This window comes from Amycolatopsis sp. NPDC003676 (assembly GCF_053587275.1).
In genome coordinates this window covers 38,320-62,749 of record NZ_JBSFNS010000003.1, presented here as the reverse complement: position 1 = coordinate 62,749, position 24,430 = coordinate 38,320, and the positions used below count along the sequence as shown (strand labels likewise).

General features: G+C 69.5%; 26 protein-coding genes. 12 read left to right on the top strand and 14 right to left on the bottom strand.

What is annotated here, in order from left to right; translation table 11 throughout:
* Positions 1-10: 10 nt before the first annotated feature.
* The 6 genes from ACWDNU_RS02560 to ACWDNU_RS02535 form a co-directional block, all read right to left on the bottom strand.
* Positions 11-577, bottom strand: a complete 567-nt coding sequence (locus ACWDNU_RS02560) for a YbaB/EbfC family nucleoid-associated protein (RefSeq protein WP_449667443.1) — start codon at positions 575-577, stop codon at positions 11-13.
* Between the two features lie 213 nt (positions 578-790).
* Positions 791-1,204, bottom strand: a complete 414-nt coding sequence (locus ACWDNU_RS02555; RefSeq protein WP_449667442.1) for a VOC family protein — start codon at positions 1,202-1,204, stop codon at positions 791-793.
* A gap of 47 nt (positions 1,205-1,251) precedes the next feature.
* Positions 1,252-2,016 carry a helix-turn-helix domain-containing protein gene (locus tag ACWDNU_RS02550; protein ID WP_449667441.1) on the bottom strand — a complete coding sequence of 255 codons (765 nt, stop codon included), beginning with the start codon at positions 2,014-2,016 and terminating at the stop codon, positions 1,252-1,254.
* A gap of 98 nt (positions 2,017-2,114) precedes the next feature.
* Positions 2,115-2,429 carry a hypothetical protein gene (locus ACWDNU_RS02545; protein WP_370937081.1) on the bottom strand — a complete coding sequence of 105 codons (315 nt, stop codon included), beginning with the start codon at positions 2,427-2,429 and terminating at the stop codon, positions 2,115-2,117.
* A gap of 152 nt (positions 2,430-2,581) precedes the next feature.
* Positions 2,582-2,863, bottom strand: coding sequence for a hypothetical protein (locus tag ACWDNU_RS02540; RefSeq protein ID WP_449667440.1), 282 nt, complete (start codon positions 2,861-2,863; stop codon positions 2,582-2,584).
* The gene (locus ACWDNU_RS02535) at positions 2,860-4,323 is read right to left on the bottom strand and encodes a hypothetical protein (RefSeq protein ID WP_449667439.1); all 1,464 of its coding nucleotides are present in this window, start codon (positions 4,321-4,323) and stop codon (positions 2,860-2,862) included. Before ACWDNU_RS02535 ends, ACWDNU_RS02540 begins: the two co-directional genes overlap by 4 nt.
* Before the next feature lie 426 nt (positions 4,324-4,749).
* Between ACWDNU_RS02535 and ACWDNU_RS02530 the strand changes: the two genes are divergently transcribed.
* The 3 genes from ACWDNU_RS02530 to ACWDNU_RS02520 all read left to right on the top strand — a co-directional run bounded on the left by ACWDNU_RS02530 (position 4,750) and on the right by ACWDNU_RS02520 (position 9,976).
* Positions 4,750-5,574 carry a hypothetical protein gene (locus ACWDNU_RS02530; protein ID WP_449667438.1) on the top strand — a complete coding sequence of 275 codons (825 nt, stop codon included), beginning with the start codon at positions 4,750-4,752 and terminating at the stop codon, positions 5,572-5,574.
* Between the two features lie 29 nt (positions 5,575-5,603).
* On the top strand, positions 5,604-8,669 hold the full coding sequence (locus ACWDNU_RS02525) for a BTAD domain-containing putative transcriptional regulator (RefSeq protein WP_449667437.1): 3,066 nt from the start codon (positions 5,604-5,606) through the stop codon (positions 8,667-8,669).
* A 92-nt stretch (positions 8,670-8,761) separates the two neighbouring features.
* On the top strand, positions 8,762-9,976 hold the full coding sequence (locus ACWDNU_RS02520; RefSeq protein WP_449667436.1) for a cytochrome P450: 1,215 nt from the start codon (positions 8,762-8,764) through the stop codon (positions 9,974-9,976).
* 23 nt (positions 9,977-9,999) lie between these two features.
* Here ACWDNU_RS02520 and ACWDNU_RS02515 read toward each other — a convergent pair whose 3' ends face one another.
* A complete protein-coding gene (locus tag ACWDNU_RS02515) occupies positions 10,000-10,149 on the bottom strand; it encodes a hypothetical protein (RefSeq protein WP_449667435.1) in 150 nt (49 codons plus the stop codon).
* Positions 10,150-10,244: 95 nt separating this feature from the next.
* Here ACWDNU_RS02515 and ACWDNU_RS02510 point away from each other — a divergent pair, with 95 nt between their 5' ends.
* Entirely contained in the window at positions 10,245-10,394 is a 150-nt protein-coding gene (locus ACWDNU_RS02510) for a hypothetical protein (protein WP_449667434.1), read from the top strand.
* Between the two features lie 65 nt (positions 10,395-10,459).
* Here ACWDNU_RS02510 and ACWDNU_RS02505 read toward each other — a convergent pair whose 3' ends face one another.
* The 5 genes from ACWDNU_RS02505 to ACWDNU_RS02485 all read right to left on the bottom strand — a co-directional run bounded on the left by ACWDNU_RS02505 (position 10,460) and on the right by ACWDNU_RS02485 (position 16,200).
* A complete protein-coding gene (locus ACWDNU_RS02505) occupies positions 10,460-11,911 on the bottom strand; it encodes an amidase (RefSeq protein WP_449667433.1) in 1,452 nt (483 codons plus the stop codon).
* Positions 11,912-12,329: 418 nt separating this feature from the next.
* Entirely contained in the window at positions 12,330-12,830 is a 501-nt protein-coding gene (locus tag ACWDNU_RS02500; RefSeq protein WP_449667564.1) for a GntR family transcriptional regulator, read from the bottom strand.
* A gap of 63 nt (positions 12,831-12,893) precedes the next feature.
* Entirely contained in the window at positions 12,894-13,718 is an 825-nt protein-coding gene (locus ACWDNU_RS02495; RefSeq protein ID WP_449667432.1) for an alpha/beta fold hydrolase, read from the bottom strand.
* Positions 13,718-14,629, bottom strand: a complete 912-nt coding sequence (locus ACWDNU_RS02490; RefSeq protein WP_449667431.1) for a VOC family protein — start codon at positions 14,627-14,629, stop codon at positions 13,718-13,720. Before ACWDNU_RS02490 ends, ACWDNU_RS02495 begins: the two co-directional genes overlap by 1 nt.
* Positions 14,630-14,640: 11 nt before the next feature.
* Positions 14,641-16,200, bottom strand: a complete 1,560-nt coding sequence (locus tag ACWDNU_RS02485; RefSeq protein ID WP_449667430.1) for an FAD-dependent monooxygenase — start codon at positions 16,198-16,200, stop codon at positions 14,641-14,643.
* A 132-nt stretch (positions 16,201-16,332) separates the two neighbouring features.
* Here ACWDNU_RS02485 and ACWDNU_RS02480 point away from each other — a divergent pair, with 132 nt between their 5' ends.
* The 4 genes from ACWDNU_RS02480 (at position 16,333) to ACWDNU_RS02465 (ending at position 18,838) form a co-directional block, all read left to right on the top strand.
* A complete protein-coding gene (locus tag ACWDNU_RS02480) occupies positions 16,333-16,971 on the top strand; it encodes a TetR/AcrR family transcriptional regulator (RefSeq protein ID WP_449667429.1) in 639 nt (212 codons plus the stop codon).
* A 23-nt stretch (positions 16,972-16,994) separates the two neighbouring features.
* Positions 16,995-17,270 (top strand): hypothetical protein, encoded by a 276-nt coding sequence (locus tag ACWDNU_RS02475; RefSeq protein ID WP_449667428.1) that lies wholly within the window; start codon positions 16,995-16,997, stop codon positions 17,268-17,270.
* Positions 17,267-18,448, top strand: coding sequence for an AI-2E family transporter (locus ACWDNU_RS02470; RefSeq protein ID WP_449667427.1), 1,182 nt, complete (start codon positions 17,267-17,269; stop codon positions 18,446-18,448). The genes ACWDNU_RS02475 and ACWDNU_RS02470 overlap by 4 nt, the downstream gene beginning before the upstream one ends.
* Positions 18,449-18,640: 192 nt before the next feature.
* Positions 18,641-18,838, top strand: a complete 198-nt coding sequence (locus ACWDNU_RS02465) for a hypothetical protein (protein ID WP_449667426.1) — start codon at positions 18,641-18,643, stop codon at positions 18,836-18,838.
* 3 nt (positions 18,839-18,841) lie between these two features.
* On the opposite strand, the gene ACWDNU_RS02460 is transcribed toward ACWDNU_RS02465, so the two are convergent.
* Positions 18,842-19,600: an IclR family transcriptional regulator gene (locus ACWDNU_RS02460; protein WP_449667425.1), complete on the bottom strand. Its 759-nt coding sequence runs from the start codon at positions 19,598-19,600 to the stop codon at positions 18,842-18,844.
* Positions 19,601-19,666: 66 nt separating this feature from the next.
* Here ACWDNU_RS02460 and ACWDNU_RS02455 point away from each other — a divergent pair, with 66 nt between their 5' ends.
* Genes ACWDNU_RS02455 through ACWDNU_RS02440 form a run of 4 tightly spaced genes read left to right on the top strand, consistent with a single transcriptional unit; the run spans position 19,667 to position 23,479 of the window.
* On the top strand, positions 19,667-20,809 hold the full coding sequence (locus ACWDNU_RS02455) for a cupin domain-containing protein (RefSeq protein ID WP_449667424.1): 1,143 nt from the start codon (positions 19,667-19,669) through the stop codon (positions 20,807-20,809).
* A complete protein-coding gene (locus ACWDNU_RS02450) occupies positions 20,806-21,636 on the top strand; it encodes a fumarylacetoacetate hydrolase family protein (RefSeq protein ID WP_449667423.1) in 831 nt (276 codons plus the stop codon). Before ACWDNU_RS02455 ends, ACWDNU_RS02450 begins: the two co-directional genes overlap by 4 nt.
* Positions 21,636-22,238: a maleylpyruvate isomerase family mycothiol-dependent enzyme gene (locus ACWDNU_RS02445; RefSeq protein ID WP_449667422.1), complete on the top strand. Its 603-nt coding sequence runs from the start codon at positions 21,636-21,638 to the stop codon at positions 22,236-22,238. The genes ACWDNU_RS02450 and ACWDNU_RS02445 overlap by 1 nt, the downstream gene beginning before the upstream one ends.
* An 8-nt stretch (positions 22,239-22,246) precedes the next feature.
* On the top strand, positions 22,247-23,479 hold the full coding sequence (locus ACWDNU_RS02440) for an FAD-dependent oxidoreductase (RefSeq protein ID WP_449667421.1): 1,233 nt from the start codon (positions 22,247-22,249) through the stop codon (positions 23,477-23,479).
* A 46-nt stretch (positions 23,480-23,525) separates the two neighbouring features.
* Here ACWDNU_RS02440 and ACWDNU_RS02435 read toward each other — a convergent pair whose 3' ends face one another.
* Entirely contained in the window at positions 23,526-24,317 is a 792-nt protein-coding gene (locus ACWDNU_RS02435) for an IclR family transcriptional regulator (protein WP_370937110.1), read from the bottom strand.
* Positions 24,318-24,430 lie beyond the last annotated feature (113 nt).

The window sequence follows — 24,430 nt, the reverse complement described above, 5'->3', positions numbered from 1 at the left end:
CCGAGAACCGTCAGCCTCTCGTCAGGAACGACCGATCTTCGAAGCCCTCGTCTCCGTCGTCGCCGCGGCTGTCGTCCTTCGGACGGCTCGGCGGCTTCGGTTTCGGTGTTGAGGGGGTAGGCGGTGGCGGCTCCTCCTCCAGTTGCCCGAGGGACTGCCGCGAGGCCGGGTCCGCCGGCGGCGCGGGCGTCTCGGGCTCCGGCTCCGGGAACTTCTCCCGGTACCGGCCCACCACGGTGTCGATCGTGTCCCGGTCGTCCCCGATGGTCTCGGTCATCACCTCGCCGAGCCGCTCCGGCAGCCGGGCCTGCGCACGCCGCATCGCGGTCAGCACCGCGGTCGCCACCTGCTCGCCCGACAGTTCCCGGACCTTGTCGGTGATCCGCAGGTCGGTCGCGTTCCCGGCCGAGTCCACGGTGACGGTCACCAGCCCGTCCCGGGACGACTCGGTCACCGACACCCGGCCGATCGCCGATTGCATCTCCTGGTAGCGCTGAGCTTTCTCCTTCGCCCGCGCCACCCACTGGTCCACCTGCGCGGCCCGGTCACCGGTCCCGTTCGACAACGGATCGCTCATCTCCACCGCCTCCGCGCATCGGGCCCGGGATCACCCCGAGGAAACCATCGGGCGCGCGGCTCTCGGCCCAGCGCGGAGCAAACTACCCGAACGGACCAAGCCTTTTGCCGGAGTTTTTCCGAATATCCGTTTAGCGAAGCCGCCGAGGGAATCGCCCTCGGCGGCAACCCTGACCGAGCGGCGGCCCGGAGCCCCGCCAGAAGGCAGCCAACGTCATTCCGGTGTGCCGGGCATTGCCGAGGCGTCGAACGAGAGCAGCTCCCAGCTGTGGCCGTCCGGGTCGTCCACCGCGCGGTTGTAGAGCCAGCCCATGTCCTGCGGCAGGCGCGGTTCGGACCCGCCTGCTTTGACGGCGGCGTCGGCCAGCCGGTCGACCTCCTCTTTCGACTCGGCGGGCAACGCGAGGATCGACTCGATCGCGCCTCCGGAGGCCACCGGCCGCGAGGTGAACTGGCTGAACTGCTCGTGTGTCATGAGCTGCACGGTCACCGCCTCGCCGAGGACGACCTGCGCGGACGTCTCGTCGGTGAACTGCGGGTTGAGCTCGCCGCCCAGCGCCGTGTAGAACGCCGTGCTCGCGTCCAGGTCGGCGACCGGCAAGTTGACGTAGATCTGTGTGAAAGCCATTGGTGCTCCTCGGTTCCGGCGGCCGGTCGTTCCGGCTGACTGAGAACCTACGGCGCTACCTCGGCGTCGGTCTTGTACAGGAGCGACACCATCTCGCCGGCGTCGGGCCGCCGCAGCTGGGTCGCCGTCCGGCCGACGAACCGCGTCAGCGACCGCGCCAGGTGCGGCTGGTCGTGATACCCGACCAGATGCACGACATCGGTCGCGGCCACGCCCTGGCGCAGCAGCATCGTGGCCCGCCGCGCGCGCTCGATCTGCCGGATCATGCCCTGCGTCAGGCCCGTGGCCGCGGAGACCCGGCGCTGCACCGAGCGCGGGGTGACCAGCACCGGCCGCTCCCCGGCGAGGACGTCGGCCACCAGCGGGTCGCGCACCAGCAATCCCGCCCGGACCAGGCGGTCCACGAACGTTTCCGCGTTCTCGTAGGTGGGGATCTCCCACTCGGTGTTCTGCAGCACGAACGAGCGCGGCGTCGTGAACGGGCTCGACACGGTGCCGTCCACCAGGCCGCCCACGGGCAGGTTTCGCAGAAATGCGCCGTGCCGGAAGATCACGCCGAAGGCGCTGCCCAGCCCGCCGCCCAACGGAACCACAGTGGGCCGCGTCTCGGGACCGCGGACCGACACAGCGGTCGCCCCGGCCGACGCCCACACCAGCAGCTCCCAGTTCGAGTTCACGACCGACACCATGCGCTCCGGCGCGAAACCGCCCTGCCCGCCGTCCGGCCCCACCCGGTACACGCCCTCGATGTAGGGCGAGTCCGACACCCGGTACTGCAGCCCTGGGATCCCCTCAACGCGGTCGAGCGACACGTCCGGCATCGTAGCGCCCAGCGGGCGCGGTCAGCTCCCGGCGAGCACCCGCAGGAACTTGAACCGCGCCCCGCGTCTTCGCGTCGGCAGTCCCGCCGCTACGGGGAGTCCGCCTCCAGTACCAATACCGTCATGTCCAGGAGTCGTTGGTAGTACTCGCGACCGTAGGCGTCCAGTTCGGGGATAACCCGGATGAGCCGCTGTTTGTATTCGGCGAGGATGTTCCATCTCCAGTCGTCCAGGAGACCCTGCCGCTGCAGCCAGGTGGAAACGCAACCGGCGGGGTGCGCATCAAGCAGCACCATGTCGAAGCCTGCCACGTCGGCGCCGCCTCGGTACCGGCTCGGGAACGGTGCCTTGCGGTGCACCTCGAAAAGCGCCGTGACTGCTGCCAGCCGCTCCGTGAGCTCCAACGGCTTCCTCCTAGGCCAACGGACTAAATGGTACGCACGCTCACCGGCATGAGCGGGCGTCGCGGATGGAAGTCTCCCGGCGTCGTGCTCAGCCCGATGACCGCTCCCTTCCTCGCGGACGAACGAATGCGTGCCGCCGCACTGCAAGCCTGCTAGTTGCCCCAGGCCGGACTGTGATTGGGAGGATAAGGAGAGCTGGAGGCGCCCTTCACCCAGTCATGCACGTCCTGCCGGTCCCAAGCGAGGAGCGTCTCGACGTTCCGGACGCACATGCCGTAGTCGAGATTCCCGAACAGGCGGCTGACGGTGCTCTCCTGGTTGAGCTGCTCGTATCCCTTGCCAGTCTTGTACTCCGTCCGCACAGCGGTCTGCAGCCGCCCGAGGCGGAGGTTCCCGTTCACCACGGTCAGGACTCCCTGATGGACGATCCTCATCCGACCCGCGCGGCCCCCTGGCAGCCGACCGGGTCGCAGTCGTCGGGGTGGTTGCCGGTGACGGTGGCGTGGTCCAGCTTCACCGTGTTGCCGGAGCCGACGTGCATCCCGCCGCCCCTGGCCGCGGTGTTCCCGGTGACCACGCTGTCGGCCAGAACGTGGGTCGCGGCGCCGTGGACGTTGGAGACCGCGATGCCGCCGCCGTTGCCGCCCGCGACGTTGTCGGCGATCCTCGCCCCGGTTATCCGGAACTGCGCGAGCGGCCGCTTCCGAGTGCTGTGCAGCGCGACGCCTCCGCCGTCTTGTCCGGCGCGGTTGCGCGCGAATTGGCCTCCGGTGACGGTCAGCTCGCCGATGTGGTCGTAGACCCCGCCGCCGGAGCCGGGGGTTCCCGGCCGGACGGTGCCGGGCGAGCCGGTGCGGTTGTCGGCGATCGTCGTGCCGTCGAGGGCCGTCGCGCCCGCGCCGGTCCAGATTCCGCCTCCGTCGCCCGCGTTACCGTCGTAGCCGCGGGTCGTGCCGCTGCCCCCGGTGCCCGCGTCGCCGGAGGTGTTGCGGCACACCGTGCTGCGGGCGAACGTGGTCTCGCCCGCGACGTAGGCCCCGCCGCCGTTTCCGCCGGGGCCGCCATGACCGGCGGATCCGCTGGGCGAGCTTCCGAGCGGTCCGCCGATCCCGCCGCCGCCCGCCTTGTTGTCGCAAACGGAACTGTCGGCGACCGTGGTGTGCTGGGTGCTCCAGATCCCGCCGCCGTGTCCGCCGTGCGCCCAGTTGTCCCCCTCGGCACCGGGAGCCGTCGAGCTGTCTCCGCCGCTCCCGGTCCGGTTTCCGCCGACCGAACTGTGCTCGACCGTCAAGGCGCCCTGGCGGACCGCGACCCCGCCGCCACTGCCGCCCGAACCGGGGAAACCGCCCGTGCCGACTCTGGCCCAGGGACCGCCGTTGCCCGTGGCGTTGCCGGTGACCGTGCAGTCGGTGATCGACAGCGTGCCGCCCGAACTGAACACGCCGCCCCCGGACCCGCCGTCCGCGGCAGGCAGGCCGTCACCGGTGGAATTGCCGCGGATCGTCACCCGGAGCAGCGCGAGCGAACCGGTGTTGAGGATGCCACCGCCGTCTTCTCCCGGCGCGGTGCGGCCGCCGGTGACCGAAAGATCGGAAATCGACACCCCGGCCGCGTCAGTGCGGAGAATGCGAAAAGGCACGGCAGTTTGCGTGCGGGCGAGAGTAGCGTGATGGCCGTTGACGGTCGTCGGCGCGGTGATCGCGGGCAACGCCGCGGTGAGCTGGTACGTGCAATTCTCCGCCAGGTCGATCGAACTTCCCGGATGCGCGTTGGCGGATGCGATGGCGGAACTGAGACCGACCGCGTCGCAAGGAACCGGCGCGACGGCCGTCCCGGACGTCGTAAGCACTCCGGCCGCCAGCACACTCGAACCCAGCAAGGAAAGAATCACCACGACATATCCCCTTTGATCGCGAAGACGTTCTGGCGCCCGAGTTCACCACAACCGGGGAGCAGCGAAAGCGATTCGGCGGCGAATTGGGCCGAGTGGCGCAGGAAATCAGGTCCCTTTCGCTTGCGTTTGCATTGTTCTCGATCACCATTTCTTATCGTCAGACCGGATCATCCGAGCAAACGCAGCAGCGCCTCGGCGGTAGCGGCGGGATTGTCCTCGGGCGCGAAATGCCCCGGACCACGATCCCGCCGCCGATGTCGTGGCCGATCAGCGCGGGTGGCTCGAGCCCCCAGTGCGCCGCCAGTTCCCGCTGACACCGCCGCTGACACCGGCGATCCTCGGCGTCTGAGCCGTGACAGCCACGTGTCTCCCCGGCAGGCGAATGTGGTCACAACGAACCACCGAGCCACCCCAAGGAGACCGGAAATGTCCACGTTCACCACCCCCAACCCCATCACCGCCGCCCTCACCACCGCCGGCGCCCGCGTCCGGATCGCGGCCAGCGAGCGCACCGACACCGTCGTCCGGGTGCAGCCCGTCAACGCGGCGAACTCCACCGACGTGAAGGTCGCCGAGAAGACCAAGGTCGAGTTCGCCGACGGCGTGCTGTCGGTCAAGACCACCAAGTCCGGCAGCCAGACCGGCTCCGTCGAGATCGCGATCGAACTGCCCGCCGGATCGAAGCTCGTCCTGAACACGGCCTGGACCGAAGTGCGGGCGGACGGCATCCTCGGCGACTGCGACGTCAACATCGGCTCGGGCCAGGTTCAGCTCGACCGGGTCGCCGCGCTGCACGGCAACCTCGGCGCGGGCGGGCTCGCGGTCGGCCACGTCGCCGGCGCAGCAGTCATCGAGGGCAGCACGGCCGGTCTGCGCATCGGCGAGGCCGACGGCGAGATCCGCTATCAGGGCACGAGCGGCAAGGTCTGGATCGGCCACGCCCGCGCCGACATCGACCTCGGCGGCTCGAACGGCAGCTTCGACATCGGGACGGCCGACGGCAGCGTCGTCGCCAAGGCGGCCAACTGCCCGATCCGGATCGGCCGGGTCACGCGCGGCCAGGTGGAGCTGTCGAACGCGGCGGGCGGGATCGAGGTCGGCGTCAGCGCGGGCATCGCCGCCGACGTCGACGCGAAGAGCACGAAAGGCCTGGTCCGCAGCACTCTCGGCGCGCCGGACAGCTCGGGCGCCGCGCTCAAGGTCCACGCCCGCACGCGGCTCGACGACATCGTTCTCTATCCCGCTGCCTGACCACCCGATCGGATGGCAGGATCGTGCAGGTGCAGATCAAGATCCTGGGTCCGTTCGAGGTCCGCGACGGCGACGTGGCCGACGTTCCGGGCGCGCGCCTGCGCGGACTGCTCGTCGCCCTCGCGCTCCGGCCGGGCCAGGTCGTTCCCAAGGCGACGCTGATCGACTGGATCTGGGGCGAGCATCCGCCCGCCGAGGCCGCGAATGCCTTGCAACGCCTGGTTTCCCGGCTGCGCAAGGCATTGCCGGGAGCCGTCGTCGAAGGACTGACGGACGGCTACCGGCTCGCGCTCGACCCGGACGCGGTCGACGCGGTGCGCTTCGAGCGGCTTGTTGCCCAGGCCCGGGACGACCACGGGCCTGGGCGGCTGCGCGAAGCGCTCGAATTGTGGCGCGGGCCCGCGATGCAGGACGTCGGCTTGCAGGACAGCGAGGCGTTCGACGCGGCGGCCACCCGGCTCGAGGCTCTGCGTCTGGCGGCCATGGAAGACCGGTTCGAAGCAGAACTCGATCTCGGCCGCGGCGCGGACCTCGTCGCGGAACTGACCGACCTGGTGGCCGCGAACCCGGTGCGGGAAAAGCTCGTCGCCGCACTCATGCGCGCGCTCGCCGCCGCAGGTCGGAACACCGAAGCGCTGCAAGCGTTTCAGCGCCTCCGGGAGACGCTGGTCGACGAGCTGGGTGCCGATCCGTCGCCCGAACTGTCCGCGTTGCACGTCGCGTTGCTGCGCGGCGAGGTGGGACGGCGCGAGGAAAGCCGCAAGACCAACCTGCGCGCCGAGTTCACCAGCTACGTCGGCAAAGAAGCCGATGTCGCCGCCGTCCGGGACATGGTGTCGCGGCATCGGCTCACCACCTTGACCGGTCCCGGCGGGTCGGGAAAGACCCGGCTGGCAACGGAAACCGCCCGCACGCTGGTCGACGGACTGCACCACGGCGCCTGGCTGGTGGAGCTGGCCGCCATCGGGAACGGCGACGACGTCGCGCAGGCCACGCTGTCCGGGCTCGGGCTGCGCGACGCGCTGCTCGGGGAAGCGTCCTCCGCGGATCCGGTGGACCGGCTGGTCTCGGCGGTCCGCGACCGCGAAATGGTGCTGGTGCTGGACAACTGCGAGCACGTCATCGAGTCCGCGGCCGCACTCGCCCACCGGCTGCTCGGCGAGTGCCACGGGTTGCGGATCCTCGCGACGAGCCGGGAACCGCTGGGGATCACCGGCGAGGCGCTGTGGCCGGTCGAACCGCTCGCACAGGCCGAGGCCGTCCAGCTGCTGCGGGACAGGGCGACGACGCGACGCCAGGACCTCGCCGACGACCGGACGCTGGCCCGCATCTGCACCGCGCTGGACGGGATGCCGCTCGCGATCGAACTCGCGGCGGTCCGGCTCCGCACGCTGTCGGCCGAGCAGCTCGCGGACCGCCTCGACGACCGGTTCCGGCTGCTCACCGGCGGCAGCCGCACCGCTCTCCCCCGGCACCGGACACTGCGCGCGATGGTCGACTGGAGCTGGGAGCTGCTCAGCGACGGCGAACGGCTCGTGCTGAGCAGGCTGTCGGTGTTCGCCGGCGGTGCAAGCTTGGCGGCAGCGGAGCGGGTCTGCGCGGGCGACTTGGTCGACGAGTACGAGGTGCTGGACCTGCTCACCGCGCTCAGCGACAAGTCCCTGCTCGTCGCGTTCGGCGAAGGCGGGCCTCGGTACCGGATGCTCGGCACGATCAAGGAATACAGCGCCGCACGGCTCGCCGAGGCCGGGGAGACGGACCTCGCCCGTCAGGCGCATCTCGCGTACTTCACCGAGCTGGCCGAGAACGCGGAACCCCGCCTGCGCCGCGGCGAGCAGTTGGAGTGGCTCACCGTTCTCAAGGCAGAGCACGACAATCTCGTCTCGGCGATGCGCGGCGCGCTCGCGGCCGGCGACGCCCACGCGTCGATGCGGCTCGCCGCCGCCTGCGGCTGGTACTGGTGGCTCGTGGGCCGCAAGGCCGAGGGCATGGAGCTGATCAGCGCCGCGATCGCGACCCCCGGCGAGGTCCCCGACGGGATCAAGGCCATCGTGTACGCCCTGACCTCGATGTTCGTCACGTCCGGACCCGGCGACATGCCGGAGGCCGCGAAGTGGATCCACCAGGCGTACGAACTCGGCCAGCACGACCGGAACCGCCACGCGGCGCTGCGGCTGGTGGTGCCGCTGGAAATGATGCTGCACGACATGGACGCGCTCCTGCCTGCCTGGGAGTCACTGCTGAGCGACGAGGATCCGTGGGTGCGCGCGCTGTCGCGGCTGCACATCGGCAAGCTGCGGATGATGCTCGGCCAGGACTGCGAATCCTGGTTCGACGAATCGCTGGTCGAGTTCCGGGTGCTCGGCGAACGGTTCGGCATCTCGTTCGCGCAGACCGAACTCGCCGATTGCGTGGCCATGCGCGGCGAATTCGCCGAGGCCAGCGAGCACTTCGACCAGGCGATCGCCGTCGTCACCGAACTGGACGCGCTCGACGACGTCGTCCAGATGCGCATGCGGCAGGCCCGGCTGCACTGGCTCGCCGGGGACAAGGACGCCAGCGCCGCCGCGGTGGCCGAGGCGGAAAGCCTCGCCGAAGGCGTCACCTGGCCCGGGACGCTGGCGTCGCTCGCCTTGGTCCGGACCGAATTGGCCCGGTGGAACGGCAACGAGCAGGACGCCTTCGACCAATTCGGCCAGGCGATGAGCCTGCTGGGAGAAGAAGCGCGGCAACCGCACCTGCGGGCCGCGACCCACGACCTGCACGCCTGGTTCACCGCCGACCTCGATAAGGCGCGCGAACACCGTGCCGCCGCCTGCGACGCGGCAGCGGAAACCGGCCGCGCGCCAGTGATCGCGCAGATGGTCGTCGGGGTCGCTGACCTGGCATTGCGGCGTGCACAGTACGACCACGCCGCGCGGCTGCTGGCGGCGAGCGCGCAGGTACTCGGCCGGAAAGACCTGTCGAACCCGGACGTGACACGGATCGAACAGGAGGCGCGCAACCACCTCCGCGACAAAGCATTCGACCAGGCCACGCAGGACGGCGCGGCGAGCTCGTGGACCGAACTGGTCGCGGCGCCCCTCGCGCCCTGACGCGGCTCCCGGCCCGTGTCAGCGCCGTGACCGCCCGGTGTCTGGCCTCTCCGCGATCGTGGTGACATCAAGCCACCACGAGAGGATTTCCGATGAGCCAGCAGCTTTCCCCGGTCCAGGGCCTGCCGATGGACCGCGACGCCGGCCCGTTCGACCCGCCCGCCGCGATCACCGCGCTGCGCGAAACCCGCCCGGTCAGCCCGATGCAGTTCCCGGACGGCCACGAGGGCTGGCTGATCACCGGCTACGACGCGGTCCGCCACGTCATGTCCGACGCGCGGTTCTCTAACCGACTGGACCTCGGCGTGGTCCACGTGCCATACGAGACGCCGGGGATGCCGGTCGCGACCGAGCCGTCGCCGCAGATCCCCGGCTTGTTCATCAGCATGGACGCCCCCGACCACACCCGGTTGCGGCGCAAGCTCACCGGCGCGTTCACCGTCAAGCGGATGAAGCAGCTCGAAGACGGGATCATCAAGATCACCGAAGAGCAGCTGGACGCCGTCGCGCAGCTGGCGCCGCCGATCGATCTCGTGCGGGAGTTCGCGCTTCCGGTGCCGTCGCTGGTGATCTGCGAGCTGCTCGGCGTTCCCTACGCCGACCGCGAGACCTTCCAGGCGAACTCGTCGAAGTTCATGGAACGGGACGTGAACCTCGAAGACAAGATGGCCGCTTTTGGCGCGATGATGGGGTACCTGGGCCAGCTGTGTGCGGACAAGCGTGCTGAGCCTGGCGAGGACATTCTGTCTGATCTGGCTCGCGACGAGGATCTCAGCATCGAAGAGCTGACTGGGATGTCGTTCCTGCTGTTGCTGGCCGGGCACGAGACGACCGCGAACATGCTGTCGCTGGGTGCCTTCGCGCTGCTCGAGAACCCCGCGCCGCTGGCCGAACTGCGCGCGGACCCGTCGCTGTTCTCCAACGCGGTGGAGGAACTGATGCGCTACCTGTCGGTGGCCGACATCTTCTACCGCTACGCGACCGAGGACGTCGAGCTCGGCGGCGAGACGATTCCGGCTGGATCGACTGTGGTCGTGTCGCTGCTCGCCGCCAACCGCGATCCGGGTCGCTTCGAGAACCCCGATGTGCTTGACGTGCACCGGAAGGTCCGGGGGCAGGTGGCGTTCGGGCACGGGATTCATCAGTGTCTCGGGCAGCAGCTGGCTCGTATCGAGATGCGGGCTGGGTTCGAGGGATTGTTCCGCCGTTTCCCGGACTTGCGGCTCGCGGTTCCGGCTGAGGAGGTGCCGTTGCGGACGAACATGAACATTTACGGGGTCCACGAGCTTCCGGTTACTTGGGGCTGAGTGTCTGCTTAGGAGCGGAGACGTCACCGGTCGACGCGCGATACCGCCTCGATCCCGACTGGGCGTGGCTCGCCGCCCCGGCCGGTGTCGTCGACGATCGGCGACAGTTCGATCGCGATGATGGCGATTCTGGGACGGCGACTCGGATTCGCCGTCACTCCGGAAACGGTCACCGGCCCGCTTCCCACCGCATACCGCATGTACCGCTACGCCCCTTTGCGGCCCGGCGGCTAGCTCCGTCGAGCATCCGAAGCTCGCGGCCGTCCTCATGGCGACCGGAGCGACGCGGCTCCTCTACACCGAGATGTCCTCGCACTACTGGGATCAGCACGGAACAGAAGGCCGGAACTGGATGGGACGGCTGCTGGAGCTGATCCGCTCCGAACGAGCCTTCGCCGGCGCGGGAATTCTGGACTGAAACACCGGAAGCGGACCGTCGGTGTTCGCCTCGACCCCCTCGGCTCCGAGGCGAACACCGATCCCCTACCTCGGAACCTGGAACCCGCCGATCCGCTCCTCCAGCAGTTCGGCCAGTTTCAACGGCGTCCGGTCCTCGAACATCGGCCCGATCACCTGCACGCCGACCGGCAGCCCCTCGGCGGACAGGCCGGCTGGCATCGCTGTGGCGGGCAGACCGGGCATGGTGGCCACACCGGCCCAGACCAGCTGGTCGAAGAACGGGTACTCGACGCCGTCGATGTCGAGACGGCAAGCCAGCAGATCGGGATTGTGGTCGTGCGGGAACGCGGGCGTCGGCGTCACCGGGCACACGACGGCGTCGAACTCGGCGAAGAATTGCCGCCAGCCGTGGCGGTGCAGTTCGCGGCGGTTGTTGACCTCCAGCCAATCTCGATGAGTGAGCACCATTCCGCGCAGGCGCGAGGCGTCGAGGGACTGGTCGTCGGCGCTCAGTCCGGCGGCGCGGGCCTGCAACTGCTCGTACGCGTCGACGGGGAAACGCGCGACGGAGCCGGAGAACAGGAGCTGGGTGTAGAGGGTCGCGGCTTCGGTCAGGTCGGGCAGCAACGAACTGTGTCGTTCTACGCGGGCGCCGCCCTCGGCTAGGGCGTCGGCTACTCGATTCACGCCCGCGCGGACTGCGGTGCTGGTCGGGATGAGCGGGTGGTCCTCCAAGACGAGGACTCGGAAGTCGTTCAGGCGCGAGTGGCGTGCGGGCGGCAGGGCCAGCTCGTGTGCCACGCCGTATGTGAGCGGGTCCGGTCCGGCCATGACGTCCAGCAGGAGCGCTAGGTCGCGGGCGGTGCGCGCCATGGGGCCGACGACGGCGAGGTCCAGATCGACCGGCAACGCCGGCCCGGGCGGAGTGACCACGCCGCGGTTCGCCACCAGTCCGAGGGAAGGCTTGTGTCCGTAGACGCCGCAGAAATGTGCGGGGGTGCGCAGCGAGCCGCCGATGTCGGAGCCGATGGACAGCGCGCCGAAACCAGCCGCGAGGGCCGCTGACGAACCGCCGGAGGAGCCGCCGGGGGTGCGGGCGTGGTTCCACGGGTTGTTGGTGGTGCCGTAGACCGGGTTGGAGCTCTGCAGACCCTGCAGTCCCAAGGGCACGTTGGTCTTGCCGAGGATTACCGCGCCGGCGGACTTGAGTCGCGACACTTGCACCGCGTCCTCGGCGGGCATGAAGTCCCGGTGCTGCGGCATGCCCCAGGTCGTGGGCAGGCCGACGACGTTGTAGCACTCCTTGACGGTCACCGGAATGCCGAGCAGCGGCCGGTCCTCGCCGCGGGCGCGCGCCTGGTCGGCGTCACGGGCGGCGGCGCGCGCACGGTCGAAGTCCGGCACGCAGATCGCGTTGAGCGCCTTGTCTTCCCGCTCGATACGGGCGATCGCCTCGTCGGTCAGCTCCGCCGACGTCACTTCACCAGCACGCAAAGCGGCCGCGAGTTCTTCGGCCGAGTGAAAGTTCCGCTCCATGAATTTGACCGTAACGGGTACCGGGAGAAGCCATAAAATATGAATTCGCACAACGGGGCTAGGGCTCGTCGTGAGTGAGCGTCCACACTGGACGGGGGGGGCGCGAAGGTGGTCACGGTCATCCGTCGGCGTTCCTCGCCACCACCGGCAACACCACGTCACAGTGCTGGCCGGCCACAATGTGCTGCGGCCCGCGGGGAGAGACCGCATCCGCTGGCCGCACTGTCCAGCCCCGCGACCACCACCGAAGTTGCGCTCCGCGCCCGGCTCACCACTGGCTGCGTGCTCCCATCACGCGGGCCTCCTCACCGCTCGGCGCGACGTCCTCACGCACGCATTGCCGTATCCGACGCCCTCCTCGCCGGTGGCATGGACCCGAAACCGACCTGAAGATCAGCGGTCCCAGAATCCTTGCTTCTCAAGCAAAGCGACCGCGCGCTCGCCCGCGTCGGCGAGGTGTTTCTCCACGAGCGTGCGCGCCCGGGCGGCTGAGCGCGCCGACAATGCCGCCAGGACCAGCCGGTGGACGGCCCGTGCCTTGTCCGGCCAGTCCTCGTGCCTCGTAAAAGCCGTGCGACACCGTCTTGCCCAGGATGCCGAGGAGCGAGAGGAGCCGGCGCGAGTCGGCGGCGTAGTTTATCCTGCGGTGGAACTCGAAGTTCAGCCGTTCCTGGTCGGCACGGTCCACTGCGGACTCCATCCGGTCCGCCAGATCGTGCATCGCCTGCAGGCTTTCCGGCGACAGGTTCTTCGCCGCGCGCTCCGCGGCCAATCCGGACACGACGCCGAACACACGGAAGTGGTCCCGGATGTCGTCGCGCGTCATCCGGGCAACGAACGCGCCGCGGCGCGCGATGTGCTCGACGACGCCCTCGTGGTCGAGGGTGATCAACGCTTCGCGGATGGGCCGCATGCTGATGCCGAACTCGTCGGCGAGCGCTTCCTGGTCGATCTTCGCGCCCGCGCGCAGCTGGCCGGAGACTCAATGGTGCAGTACGAAATCCGTCACCAACCGGTTGAATTCGTCCGCATGTTCCAGTTGCGCCCAATGCCCGCACCGGTTCAGCAAAACCGCCCGGGAATCCGGAATATTCGCGGCCAAGAACAGCGTCGATTCGAACGACACCACGCGGTCGTCCCGGCCGTGGATCAGCAGCGACGGTGCGGTGATCCCGGAGACCGCCGCGAGGTCGAGCCAGATCGGGATCGGGGCTTTCGGGGCCGCCGCGGCGATGGTGCGCAGGTGTTCGGGGCGGGCGAGGGCCGCGTCGGAGCGTTCCTGGCACAGTTCTGGCGTCGCGAACCGGGCCTTGTCGTAGACCATGATTTCCACCAGGCGGCGCATGCCTTCGGGCGTCGCGTCGGAGTAGGTCTCGAACATGATCTTCAGGCCCTCGGTCGGACCGCCGCCCGCGCCGAACAAGAACGGCTTCATCTGGATCGGCGGGCCCATCGTGATCAGGTGCGACACGCGTTCGGGGCGTTCGACCGCGAGCCGCAGCGACGTGTGGCCGCCCATCGAGTTTCCGACGAAGGCGGCTTTTTCGATGCCCAGTGCGTCCAGAAGCTGGGTCGCGGCTTCGACGTGGTCGAGGGTGGCGAAGTCCGCGCCGTCGGAGTCGCCCCAGCCTGGCATGTCGGGGGCGATCACGCGGAAATTGCGGGACAGCGCCTCGATATTCGGCGAGTAGTTACTCCAGCCGGTCGCGCCGGGGCCGCCGCCGTGCAACAGAACAAGCGGGTGGCCTTCGCCGGTTTCGTGGTAGTGGATTTTCCAGTCGCGGGTTTGCACGTAACGCGAAGTCATCAGAGCGCACCTCCGGCGAGCTGTTCCGCGACGGTTTCCGGCGCGCGGTGGCCCCACCAGTGCAGGTGGTCGAGTGTCCGCACTTCCCAGGTCTCGTCGTCGATCAGCAAGCCGCCCCAGCCGTACTCGACGGAGAAGCCCGACGGCGTCCGGACGTAGAAGCTGAACATGTGGTCGTTCGGGTGCATGCCGAGCGTCATCTCGAACGGCTGCTTCGCGTCCAGGCACCGGTCGTAAGCGAGGCCGACGTCGCGGATATCGGCGACCTCGATCATGAAATGGTGCGTCCGCTTCGGGTGCGGCATGTCCCCGAACGCGACGGAGTGGTGCCGCGGGTTGCAGTGCAGGAACGCCAGATCAGCGACGACCCCGGGAGCGACCTCCTCGACGATGATGTCGCTGAGTTTGAAGCCGAGCAGGTCCTGGTAGAAGGCGAGATATGTTTCGCGCGGGATGCCTTTGGCCAGCAGCACCTGATGGCCCGCGCCCCCGGTGCCGGTGACGAAACCGCCGAGGAGCAGGTCGCTGTGGAACGGGGTTTCGGCGTCGGCCAGGCCGGTGACGAGTTCGAGCACGTTGCCCAGCGGATCCGTGACGAGCACGATCCGCTCGACCTTCCGCGCAGCGGCCAGTTCGGGGTCGCCTTCGACGGTTTCGACGCCCGCCTTCCGCAGCTGGGCGACGAGGGAATCCAGCTCAGCCGTCGACGAGACCTCGTAGCCGCTGCGGACGAGGTCGTCGGCGGGGCCTTCGGTGAGGATCCAGCGGTGCGCCTTCTCGTCGGTGCGCAGGGTGAAGCCGTCAGCGGACTTCTCCCCCAGCTGCATGCCGAGCAGGGACACCGCGAAGCGCTCCCATTCGGCGAGGTCGCTGACCTCGTAGACGACGTAGGCAAGCTCTTTCACGGGCATGGAGATTCCTTTCAACGCTGCGAAACGGGGACGGCGAGGCCGGTTTTGTCGGCCGCCGCGACGAACTTGTCGGGACGCACGGCGATCGCTTGGACGCCGTATCGGTCGAACCAGGGCAGCAACGCGTCCTCGATGTCCACGAGGTCATGAGCGGCCCGGGTATATCCGGTGCGCGGACGGACGGCGACATAGGACGCGCCGAGGGCGTCCCAGTCCGACTGCTCCTCGGGCGTGAGCAGGGTCGCCGGGTCGAGGTCGTTGCCGAGCAGGACGAAACCCTTGCGCAGCAAGGCGTCCAGCCGGTCGATCCGGCCGACGGCGTCGCACGCGAGCGGCTGCGGGAGGTACCGGCCGACGACGGACGCGTCCCCGGTCTCGCCGCGCAGCCAACCGCCGGCCAGCGTCGGCGGCGCGTTGAGCGGCGGCTCCCAGGGCGTGACCAGGTTAGGCGGGACGGTGTTCATCGCCTCGACCTCCGCCGGGCTCGCCTCCTGCTTGATCACGCGGCCCAGCGCGATCGCCATCCCGGTGTAGAACTCGGCCGACGGACGGCGCTCGGGTTCGTAGGTGTCGAGCCAGTCCTCGCCCAGTTCGCCGCGTACGGTCCCGGCCATCTTCCAGCCCAGGTCGTACGCGTCGCGCATGCCGGTCTGCATGCCCGCGCCCGCCCACGGCGGCATGAGGTGCGCGGAGTCGCCGGCGAGGAAAATCCTTCCCTGACGGTAGGTTTCGGCCATCCGAACGTGGTGGCGGTAGAACGCGTACTGGTGGATTTCGACGTCGTCCTCGGTCACGCCCAGCGCGCGCAGCAGCGGCCACACCTGCGCGTCGGTCGGGAAGTCCGCTTCGGACTCGGTGGTCTTGAGCGGGATCTCCCAGCGGTGGTTGCCCGCCGAGAGCGCGATGTCGACGACCGGGCGTTCGCGGTCGGTCCAGAAGGTGAGGAAGTCGCGGTCCGGCCACCAGCGCTTGACCCGGCAGTCGATGACGATCCACAGCGTGTCGCCGGTGTCGCCGTGCATCGGGATGCCGAGCATCTTGCGCACCGGGGACGAGCCGCCGTCGGCCGCGATCGCGTACCGGGTGCGAGTGGTGGTCTCCTCCCTCGTTTCGCGGTCGCGCGCGGTGACGGTCACGCCACTGGCGTCCTGCTCGACACCGACCACTTCGACGCCGTACCGCACGTCCAGACCGGAGTGCTCCTCGCCGCAGCGACGCAGTTCAGCTTCGAGGGCGGGCTGGTAGATGTTGTAGAACCGCGGCTTGCTCCCGCGCGTGCCGAGCGTGCTCGGCGGATGCTCGACGCGCATCACCTCGCGGCCGTCGTAGGTCACCCAGCGCAGCGCCCGCTGCGGTTCGACGACGCGCTCGACCCGGTCGTCGACGCCGAGGTCCTGCAGGATCCGCATCGTCCAGTCGTTGATCGTGACCGCCCTCGCCCGGGCGTAGACGTCCTGGTCCCGCTCGAACGCGGCCACTCGCGCGCCCTTCGCGGCCAGGGTCAGCGCCCCGGCCAGGCCCGTCGGGCCGTATCCGACGACGGCGACGTCGGCGTCGTAGTGCTCACTCATGTCCCAGGCTCCACAGTTTTGGACCGGTCGTTCGGTTCATTAGTGGCTACGGTCACACCTCGGCCGGGGGTTCGTCAAGCGCGTCGCGCACGATTCCGGTCTGCAGAAAACCGGCGGCCCTATGCTCTCGGCGTGGACACAGCGCGGGCCGGGAACCGGCGGGGACGGCGTTCCCGGGAGGAAATCCTCGACACGGCGTCGCGGATCATGGCCGAACGCGGCTACTCCGCGACGACGATGTCGGTGCTGAGCGCCGAGACCGGCATTCCGAAGAGCGCGATCTACCACCACTTCCAGTCCAAGGGCGGGCTGCTGTCGGCCGTCATGGAACGCGGGGCGTACGAGTTCTTCCGGCACCTGCGCGAGTCGCAGGCGAATCCGCCCGAGAACCTGCCGCCCGCCGAACTGCTCGGCTGGTTCCTGCAGCGCACCGGCGAGGTCTTCGCGGCGAAGCCCGACTTCCTGCGGCTGCACCTGATCCTGCTGATGAGCGCCGAGGCGGTCGCGGACCTCGAGGTGAAAGAGATCATCGAACGCGTCCGCGCCGACGGACGGCGGCACATGCGCCGGACGATCTCCCAGTCGTGGGCCAGCGTCGGCCCGGAGGCGGCGGAGAGGGTGGGCGAGGCGCTGGACTACTTCGGCATCGCCGGCTTCGACGGCGCGTTCGTCGCGTGGCAGGCGGAACCGGAACGGTCCATGCGGGACCAGATGGCGTTGCTGACCGAGGCCATGGTCGCGATCGCGGAACGGGTGCTCGCCGAGGGTTAACCGCACCGGCTCGAAGATCCACAATGGACGGTGCGGATGCGCGTTTCTCCTCGCCCGTCGCAGCAAACCCGCCCGACGACACCCCGCCCGATGCCGGACAGGCTTCAGGGCTCTCGCAACCGATGCCCGCGCGCTCGCTGAGCGGCTGGCAGCAGTCGCGATCCTCGTGCTCGGAGTGGCCGCTGCGCGCCGTCCACGGTTATCGCCGTTTGCGAGTGATCCCCGCCGGGAATTCGCGGCGCGAGGTGATCGACGTGGTGCGAACCGACGTAGCCAACGCATACGCGGCGGCGGGATGAGCGTACCGGCCCGCCGGATCGCGGGCGCGAACCGCCACCGCCACCGCCGCCGCGACGCCGCCGACGCGGTGCCCTGGTCACTGCGGGTCGCGGCCGCGGCCAGCTGGCGGTTCCTGCTGGTCCTGACCATGCTCGGCGTCGTCGCGTGGACGCTCGGTTACCTCGCGAGCGTCACCGTGCCGATCGGGATCGCGCTGCTCCTGTCGGCGTTGTTCGCTCCGCTGGTGGAGCGGCTGGTGCGCTGGCACGTGCCCCGCGCGCTGGCGACGCTTGTCGCGATCGTCGTCGGGCTCGCCGTCCTCGGCGGGGTTCTCACGCTGGTGATCACCACGGTCACCGCGAGCCTGCCGCAGCTGAGCAGCCAGATCGGGGCCAGTCTCGCGCGGATCAACAACTGGCTGCAGCACGGGCCGCTGCATCTGCCTCAGCTGCAGCAGTTGCTCGACAAAGCGGTCAACGCGATCCAGGGCAACACCGCCGAAATTTCCTCGCGCGTGCTCTCCACCGCCGCGACCGTCGGCGGCGTGCTGACCGAGATGCTGCTGACGCTGTTCGTGCTCATTTTCTTTCTCTACAGCGGCAATCAGATCTGGCGCTTCCTCTTGCGGATCGTGCCCGCCTCCACTCGGGACGAGATCGACGTCGCCGGTCGCCGCGGGTTCGCCTCGCTGGTCAGCTACGTGCGCGCGACCGTGGCCGTCGCCTGTGTGGACGCGGTATGCATCGGCGTCGGCATCTGGGTGGTCGGGGTTCCGCTCGCGGTGCCGCTGGCGGCACTGATCTTCATCGGCGCGTTCGTGCCGATCCTCGGCGCGGTGGTGACCGGCGCGGTCGCCGTGCTGATCGCCTTGGTCGCCAACGGATTCGTCGCGGCGGGCATCGTGCTCGCCATCGTCGTCGCGGTGATGCAGCTGGAAAGCCATGTGCTGCAGCCGTTGCTGCTCGGGCGCGCGGTCCGGCTGCACCCGCTGGCCGTGGTGCTGGGCATCGCGCTCGGCCTGGAAATCGCCGGGATCGTCGGAGCGCTGCTCGCGGTGCCGATCCTGGCCGTCGCGAAGGCCGCGATCGGTTCCCTGCTGCGCGATCCGCACCTGGATCCGGTCGAGATCGACCCGTTGCTGCCCGGCAACGCCCGCACCGCCGGACGATCAAGGTTTCGCCCGCGCAGACGCGGGTAACCGCACGTCGGAGGGACTCTGATGACGAGTTTGATCACTGACAACGCCGATGGCGCGACACCGCCCAGAGGACCGCTCGAACGTGGCTTTCCACTGCCCCGCTCGGCACCGCCGACAGTGTCCTCGACGCTGCACCGGCTTTCTTCGATGGCGTCCTTGCGCGCGTGGGAACAGCGTTCGACACCCGCGCTGATGCATCAAGCGATTCTGGACGGCGTAAACGCACGCCATGCCGCCGAAGCGGCCCACCTGAGCGTCGCCGAGGCGCACGTGCGCTGGAGTGCTTGGGCGGCCAAGAAACTGGCCCCGCAGCGCCCCGGAACCGCAGCTGAGCTGTCGGTGCAACAATTCCTCAACGTGCACGCGGCTTTCGCGGCGGCGCTCGAATAGGGTTTACCCGCGCAGATCCGCTTCCAGCGCGGCCGCCGTCGCGCGCAGTGCCGCCACCAGCGTCGGCAGCCGATCTTTCTGATACCGCACGCTCGGCATCGACACCGACAACCCGGCGACGACGGTCCCGTCCGCACCGTGCACCGGGACGCCGACCGCCGCCACACCGCGTTCCGAACGCCCCTGGTTGAGCGCGAAACCGCTGCGCCGCACGCGCGCCAGATCTGCCCGCAGCTCGGCCGGATCCGGTCGTTCGCCGGGCTTGTCGACCGCGTAGAGCTCCTCGACCTGTTCCGGCGGCAGTTCGGCGAGCAGCAGCAGACCGGCCGTCGTCTGATGGACCGGGAAAACCATCCCTTCGCGTGACCCGACGCGCAATGCCTGCGAGCACTCCACGCTCGCGATGAACCGGGCCGTGTCCCCCGTCCGGACGGTCAGATTCACCGACTCGTCCAGCAGGTCCACCAGCCGCCGCAGATGCGGAAGCGCCGCCGCGCGCAGTTTCGACGCGGCCGACTGCGAGTGCGCGGCCAGCTCCAGCACCGGGCCCACGCGGTAGGCGCGGTTGGCGTCCTGAACGGCGAAATCACGGTACACGAGCATCGCGAGCAGCCGGTGCGCGGTCGACGGCGCGACCCCGATCCGCTCGGCCACCTCCGACACCGTCAACGGGCCTTCGAGCTGCAGCATCGCCGCGATCCGCAGGGCGTTGTCGACGCTCGCCACCGCATACGGCGGCGGGGCCTTGAACCGTTTGTCCATCCGGGCCGCCTTTCCGCACACCAGAATCCCGTTTTCCGCAGACCGGGACGCGCCCACCATAACCCCATGACCAGCACTCCAGCGCGAACTCCCGTTCAGCTCGCCGCGGTCGACGCACCGGACCAGCCCGCGGTCACGCCCGCCCTGCGCGACCTCTACCGCGGCTTCGAACAGGAGCTGCTCGTTCCGTTGTGGACAAAGATCGGCGACCTGATGCCCGCACACCCGCGCTCGCGGGCGGTGCCGCACCGATGGCAGTGGGAGAACCTGCTCCGGCTCGCCGAGCAGGCCGGCGAGATCGTGCCGGTCGGCCGCGGCGGGGAACGACGGGCGATCGCGCTCGCCAACCCGGGGCTCGGCGGCCGCCCGTTCGCGACCCCGACGCTGTGGGCCGCGATCCAGTACCTGATGCCCGGCGAGGACGCGCCCGAGCACCGGCACACGCAGAACGCGTTCCGGTTCGTCGTCGAAGGTTCGGGCGTGTGGACGGTCGTCGGCGGCGACGCGGTCCCGATGCGCCGCGGCGACTTCCTGCCGCAGGCGGGCTGGAACTGGCACGCGCACCACAACGCCACTCGCGAGCCGATGGCCTGGATCGACGGCCTCGACATCCCGTTCCAGTACGGCATCGACGCCCAGTTCTTCGAGTTCGGCCGCGAAGCGATCAGCTCAGCGGAGCGGACGACGCCGGAGCGGTCCCGATCCGAACGGCTGTGGGCGCATCCGGGTCTGCGGCCGCTGTCAGTCGGCACTGTCGCACCGGGTTCGCCGCTGCTGGCGTACAAATGGGAGCACACCGACGCCGCCTTGCGCGACCAATTGCAGCTGGAGAAGGAAGGCTACGGCGGCACGGTCGAGCCAGGTCACGCGGCGGTCCGGTTCTCCAATCCCCACAACGGTTCTGACGTCCTGCCGACCATCCGCGCCGAGTTCCACCGCGTGGCCCGGGGCGCCGAGACCGCGCCGGTGCGCGAGACCGGTTCGTCGGTCTGCCAGGTCTTCGACGGCTCTGGCACGGTCACCGTCGGTGACACCTCATGGACGGTTTCGCGCGGGGACCTGTTCGTCGTCCCGTCATGGCAGCCGCTCTCGGTGAAGTCGGAGGCCGGTGCCACGGACTCCGACTCCGGTGCCCTCGACCTGTTCCGCTTCTCGGACGCGCCCGTCTTCGAGGCGCTCCACCTCGACCGTCAGGAGACTCTCCGATGAAGCTCGCCACCCTCCGCGTCAACGGCGGCACGCGTGCCGTCCGCCTCGACGGCGACCTGCTCGTCGACCTCGGCTTCCCCGACCTCGGCGCGCTGTTCGTCCAAGACGGCTGGGAAGCCCACGCCGCCCAGGCGACCGGCGAGACTTGGCCCGCTGAGGGCGCGAACCTCGCCCCGGTCGTGCCGAATCCGTCCAAAGTGGTCTGTGTCGGGCACAACTACACCAATCACATCAAGGAAATGGGCCGCGAACTGCCCGCGTACCCGACGCTGTTCCCGAAGTTCGCCGACACCCTGACCGGCCCGGCGGACCCGATCGTCAAACCGTCCGAGACCGACGCGCTCGACTGGGAGGTCGAACTCGTCGTGGTGGTCGGCAAGACCGTCCGGCGGGCCGGCGAGGACGAGGCCGCGGCGGCGATCGCCGGGTTCACCGTCATGAACGACGTCTCGGTCCGGGACTGGCAGTTCCGCACCATCGAGTGGACGCAGGGCAAGATCTGGCAGTCCTCGACGCCGGTCGGCCCGTACGTCGTCACGCCGGACGAGGTCGGCGGCGTCCGTCCCGCGCTCGAGGTGAAGACCACTGTGGACGGTCGCGTCATGCAGCAGGACGACACCGGCACGCTGCTGTTCGACCCGGTGTTCCTGGTGCAGTACATCTCCACGGTCGTCCAGCTCAACCCGGGCGACCTGATCGCGACCGGCACCCCCGCCGGGGTCGGCCACGCGCGCGACCCGAAGGTCTACCTGACCGGCGGCGAAACCGTCGTCACCGAGGTCGCCGGGATCGGCGCGTGCGTGAACCCGATCGTGAAGGAATCCTGATGGCGCCCGGTGATTCCCGGAAGTGGGTCGCATTCGGGACCGAGCTGTTCCTGACCCACGCGACCGACTTGTCCGGGCCGAGTGCGCTGCCCGGCTGGACCCGCAAGCACCTCGCCGCGCACGTCGCGGCCAACGCCGACGCCCTCGGCAACCTCGTGCACTGGGCCCGGACCGGCGAACGCACTCCGATGTACACCTCGCCGGAGCAGCGCAACGCCGACATCGAAGCAGGTTCACAGCGGTCCGAAGCCCAACTCACTTCGTGGCTCCAGGGCTCGGCGCGCTCCTTCGCGTCCGGGATGGCGTCGCTGACCCCGGAGCAGTGGCAAACCGAGGTGGTCACCGCACAGGGCCGGACGGTTCCCGCCTCCGAGATCCCGTGGCTGCGGGCGCGCGAGGTGTGCGTGCACGCGGTCGACCTCGGCACCGGATTGACCTTCGCCGACCTGCCGGAGGCGTTCCTGTCCGCGCTCGTCGCCGAGATCCAGGCCAAACGCGGCCTCGACACGGTGCCGGACGGGCCGCTGCCCGACGTCGCGGCGTATCTCGCCGGACGGCCGCATTCGCTCACCGGGGTCCCCGACCTCGGTCCCTGGTTGTGAGGAGAGCCATGGACACCCCTGACGTGCTCGTCGTCGGCGGCGGGATCGGCGGGCTGAGCACCGCTTTCGCGCTGTCCCGGCTCGGCCTGCGGGTCCGGGTGCTGGAGCAGGCGAAGGAATTCGGCGAGGTCGGCGCGGGCATCCAGCTCGCCCCCAACTGCACGCGGATCCTCGACGCCTACGGCCTGCTGGACACCGCGAAGGCGCGCGGCGTCGTCCCGGACCGGATGGTCATGCGCGACGCCGTCGACGGCCGCGACCTGACCGCGCTCGACCTGCGCGACCTCGAACGGCGCTACGGCTTCCCGTATCTGGTCATCCACCGCAGCGACCTGCACCGGCTGTTCCTCGACGCCTGCCGCGACGCGGGCGTCGAACTCCTTACCGAGCAACGGATCGTATCCTACACCCACGACCCCGCGACCGCCGTGACCGACAACGGCACCGTCCACACCGCACCGGTCGTGCTTGCGGCCGACGGCCTGCACTCCGTAGCCCGTAAGCACTTCGCGGACGACCAGCCGGTTTCGTCGGCCTACGTCGCCTACCGCGGCACCGTGCCGATCGCCGAGGTAGGCCGCCCGGTCGATCTGTCCGAGGTCGTCGTGTACGTCGGCCCGCGCTGCCACTTCGTCCACTATGGACTCCGCGGCGGCGATTTGCTCAACCAGGTAGCCGTTTTCGAATCGCCGAAGGCCGTGGCCGGGCTGGAGGACTGGGGCACGCCGGACGAGCTGGACACCGCCTTCGCCGCCACCTGCGACGAGGTGCAGGCCGGAATCCCGCGGATGTGGCGGGACAAATGGTGGCGCATGTTCGACCGCAACCCGATCTCCAGCTGGGTCGACGGCCGGCTGGCGCTGCTCGGCGACGCCGCGCACCCGCCCCTGCAGTACCTCGCCCAAGGCGCGATCATGGCCATCGAAGACGGCTGGGTCCTGGCCGAACACGTGAAGCGGCTGGGCACTGGGGATTGGGACGGTGCGCTGGCCGCGTACCAGGCAGTCCGGACGGAGCACTGCCGCCGCGTCGTGCTGACCGCCCGGGCCTGGGGAAACCTGTGGCATCTGGACGGTGTCGAACGCGAGCAACGCAACGCTCTGCTGCGTGCCCGCGCCACGGACGACTACGCGTTCACCGACTGGCTGTACGGCTCGACCGCGTTGTTCCCGGAGGACGAACCGGCGATGTTCGAGCCGGTGCCGCTGTCCGCAGCGGACGATCTGACTGCCACTCGATAACCCAAAACCGGCGGTGAACGGACCCGTTCACCGCCGGTTCTTTTATTCAGACCAGCTTCTCCGCCAGCCGTCGACAACCCTCCACCAGCGCGACTGCGTGCTCGTCCCGCTGGGCTTTCGTCATCCGCGCGGTCGGCGCTGCGACGCTCAGCCCGCCCAGCAGCGGGCCGTCGGGGCGGGCGACCGCGCAGCCGATCGAACTGACGCCGTCCTCGCTTTCGCCCGCGTTGAGTGCGTAGCCACGCCGCCGGATCCGTTCGATCTCCGCCAGGAGCGCGCTGCGGCTGGTCATGGTCTTCGTGGTGACCTGGCCGAGGACGTCGTCCGGGTAGCGCTGCGCGATCTGGTCGTCCGGCAGGTGCGCCAGCATCGCCTTGCCCAGGCTCGTCGCGTGCGCGGGCAGGGTGCGGCCGACGCGACCGGACACCCGCAGCGCCCGGTCGCTCTCGATCACGTCGAGGAAGCGGACCTGATTCCCTTCCAGGGAACCGAGATGCACGGTCTCCCCGGTGGTCTCCGACAGCCACTGCAGCACCGGCCGCGCGACCGCGCGCAGGTCCATCTGGTTCACCACCGACAGCCCGATCTCGACCAGCGCGGGCCCGGCGCGGTAGACGCGGCTGGCCGGGTCCTGGTCGACGAACCCGTGGTGGACCAGCATCGCCATCAGCCGGTGCGCGGTCGACTGCCCCACGCCCAGCGCGTCCCTCGCGTCGGAGAGCCGGAGTTCCCTGGTGGCGCTGAACATCCGGAGCAGCCGCAGCGCGCGGTCCACGGATTCGATCGGGTACTGGGGAGCGGGCCGCGCGGGACCGGCCTCGGCAGCGGATGTCTGCATAGCAGACATGGTATCTGGACCAGGGCATTTGCGGGCGCTCTCAAGACTAAGAGTTGGCGGAGTTTCTTGAGGACAGAATTGAAGTCCGCAGACTAGACTTTGCGGCGGGTCGC

Bases quoted from the DNA above. Each gene is read 5' to 3' on its own strand.
- ACWDNU_RS02465 (WP_449667426.1), top strand. From the start codon at position 18,641: ATGCATCAAGCGATTCTGGACGGCGTAAACGCACGCCATGCCGCCGAA.
- ACWDNU_RS02490 (WP_449667431.1), bottom strand. From the start codon at position 14,629: ATGCCCGTGAAAGAGCTTGCCTACGTCGTCTACGAGGTCAGCGACCTC.
- ACWDNU_RS02505 (WP_449667433.1), bottom strand. From the start codon at position 11,911: ATGGAGCGGAACTTTCACTCGGCCGAAGAACTCGCGGCCGCTTTGCGT.
- ACWDNU_RS02560 (WP_449667443.1), bottom strand. From the start codon at position 577: ATGAGCGATCCGTTGTCGAACGGGACCGGTGACCGGGCCGCGCAGGTG.
- ACWDNU_RS02450 (WP_449667423.1), top strand. From the start codon at position 20,806: ATGAAGCTCGCCACCCTCCGCGTCAACGGCGGCACGCGTGCCGTCCGC.
- ACWDNU_RS02470 (WP_449667427.1), top strand. From the start codon at position 17,267: ATGAGCGTACCGGCCCGCCGGATCGCGGGCGCGAACCGCCACCGCCAC.
- ACWDNU_RS02510 (WP_449667434.1), top strand. From the start codon at position 10,245: ATGGCGACCGGAGCGACGCGGCTCCTCTACACCGAGATGTCCTCGCAC.
- ACWDNU_RS02475 (WP_449667428.1), top strand. From the start codon at position 16,995: ATGGACGGTGCGGATGCGCGTTTCTCCTCGCCCGTCGCAGCAAACCCG.
- ACWDNU_RS02485 (WP_449667430.1), bottom strand. From the start codon at position 16,200: ATGAGTGAGCACTACGACGCCGACGTCGCCGTCGTCGGATACGGCCCG.
- ACWDNU_RS02455 (WP_449667424.1), top strand. From the start codon at position 19,667: ATGACCAGCACTCCAGCGCGAACTCCCGTTCAGCTCGCCGCGGTCGAC.
- ACWDNU_RS02445 (WP_449667422.1), top strand. From the start codon at position 21,636: ATGGCGCCCGGTGATTCCCGGAAGTGGGTCGCATTCGGGACCGAGCTG.
- ACWDNU_RS02440 (WP_449667421.1), top strand. From the start codon at position 22,247: ATGGACACCCCTGACGTGCTCGTCGTCGGCGGCGGGATCGGCGGGCTG.
- ACWDNU_RS02530 (WP_449667438.1), top strand. From the start codon at position 4,750: ATGTCCACGTTCACCACCCCCAACCCCATCACCGCCGCCCTCACCACC.
- ACWDNU_RS02555 (WP_449667442.1), bottom strand. From the start codon at position 1,204: ATGGCTTTCACACAGATCTACGTCAACTTGCCGGTCGCCGACCTGGAC.
- ACWDNU_RS02460 (WP_449667425.1), bottom strand. From the start codon at position 19,600: ATGGACAAACGGTTCAAGGCCCCGCCGCCGTATGCGGTGGCGAGCGTC.
- ACWDNU_RS02520 (WP_449667436.1), top strand. From the start codon at position 8,762: ATGAGCCAGCAGCTTTCCCCGGTCCAGGGCCTGCCGATGGACCGCGAC.
- ACWDNU_RS02435 (WP_370937110.1), bottom strand. From the start codon at position 24,317: ATGCAGACATCCGCTGCCGAGGCCGGTCCCGCGCGGCCCGCTCCCCAG.
- ACWDNU_RS02495 (WP_449667432.1), bottom strand. From the start codon at position 13,718: ATGACTTCGCGTTACGTGCAAACCCGCGACTGGAAAATCCACTACCAC.
- ACWDNU_RS02540 (WP_449667440.1), bottom strand. From the start codon at position 2,863: ATGAGGATCGTCCATCAGGGAGTCCTGACCGTGGTGAACGGGAACCTC.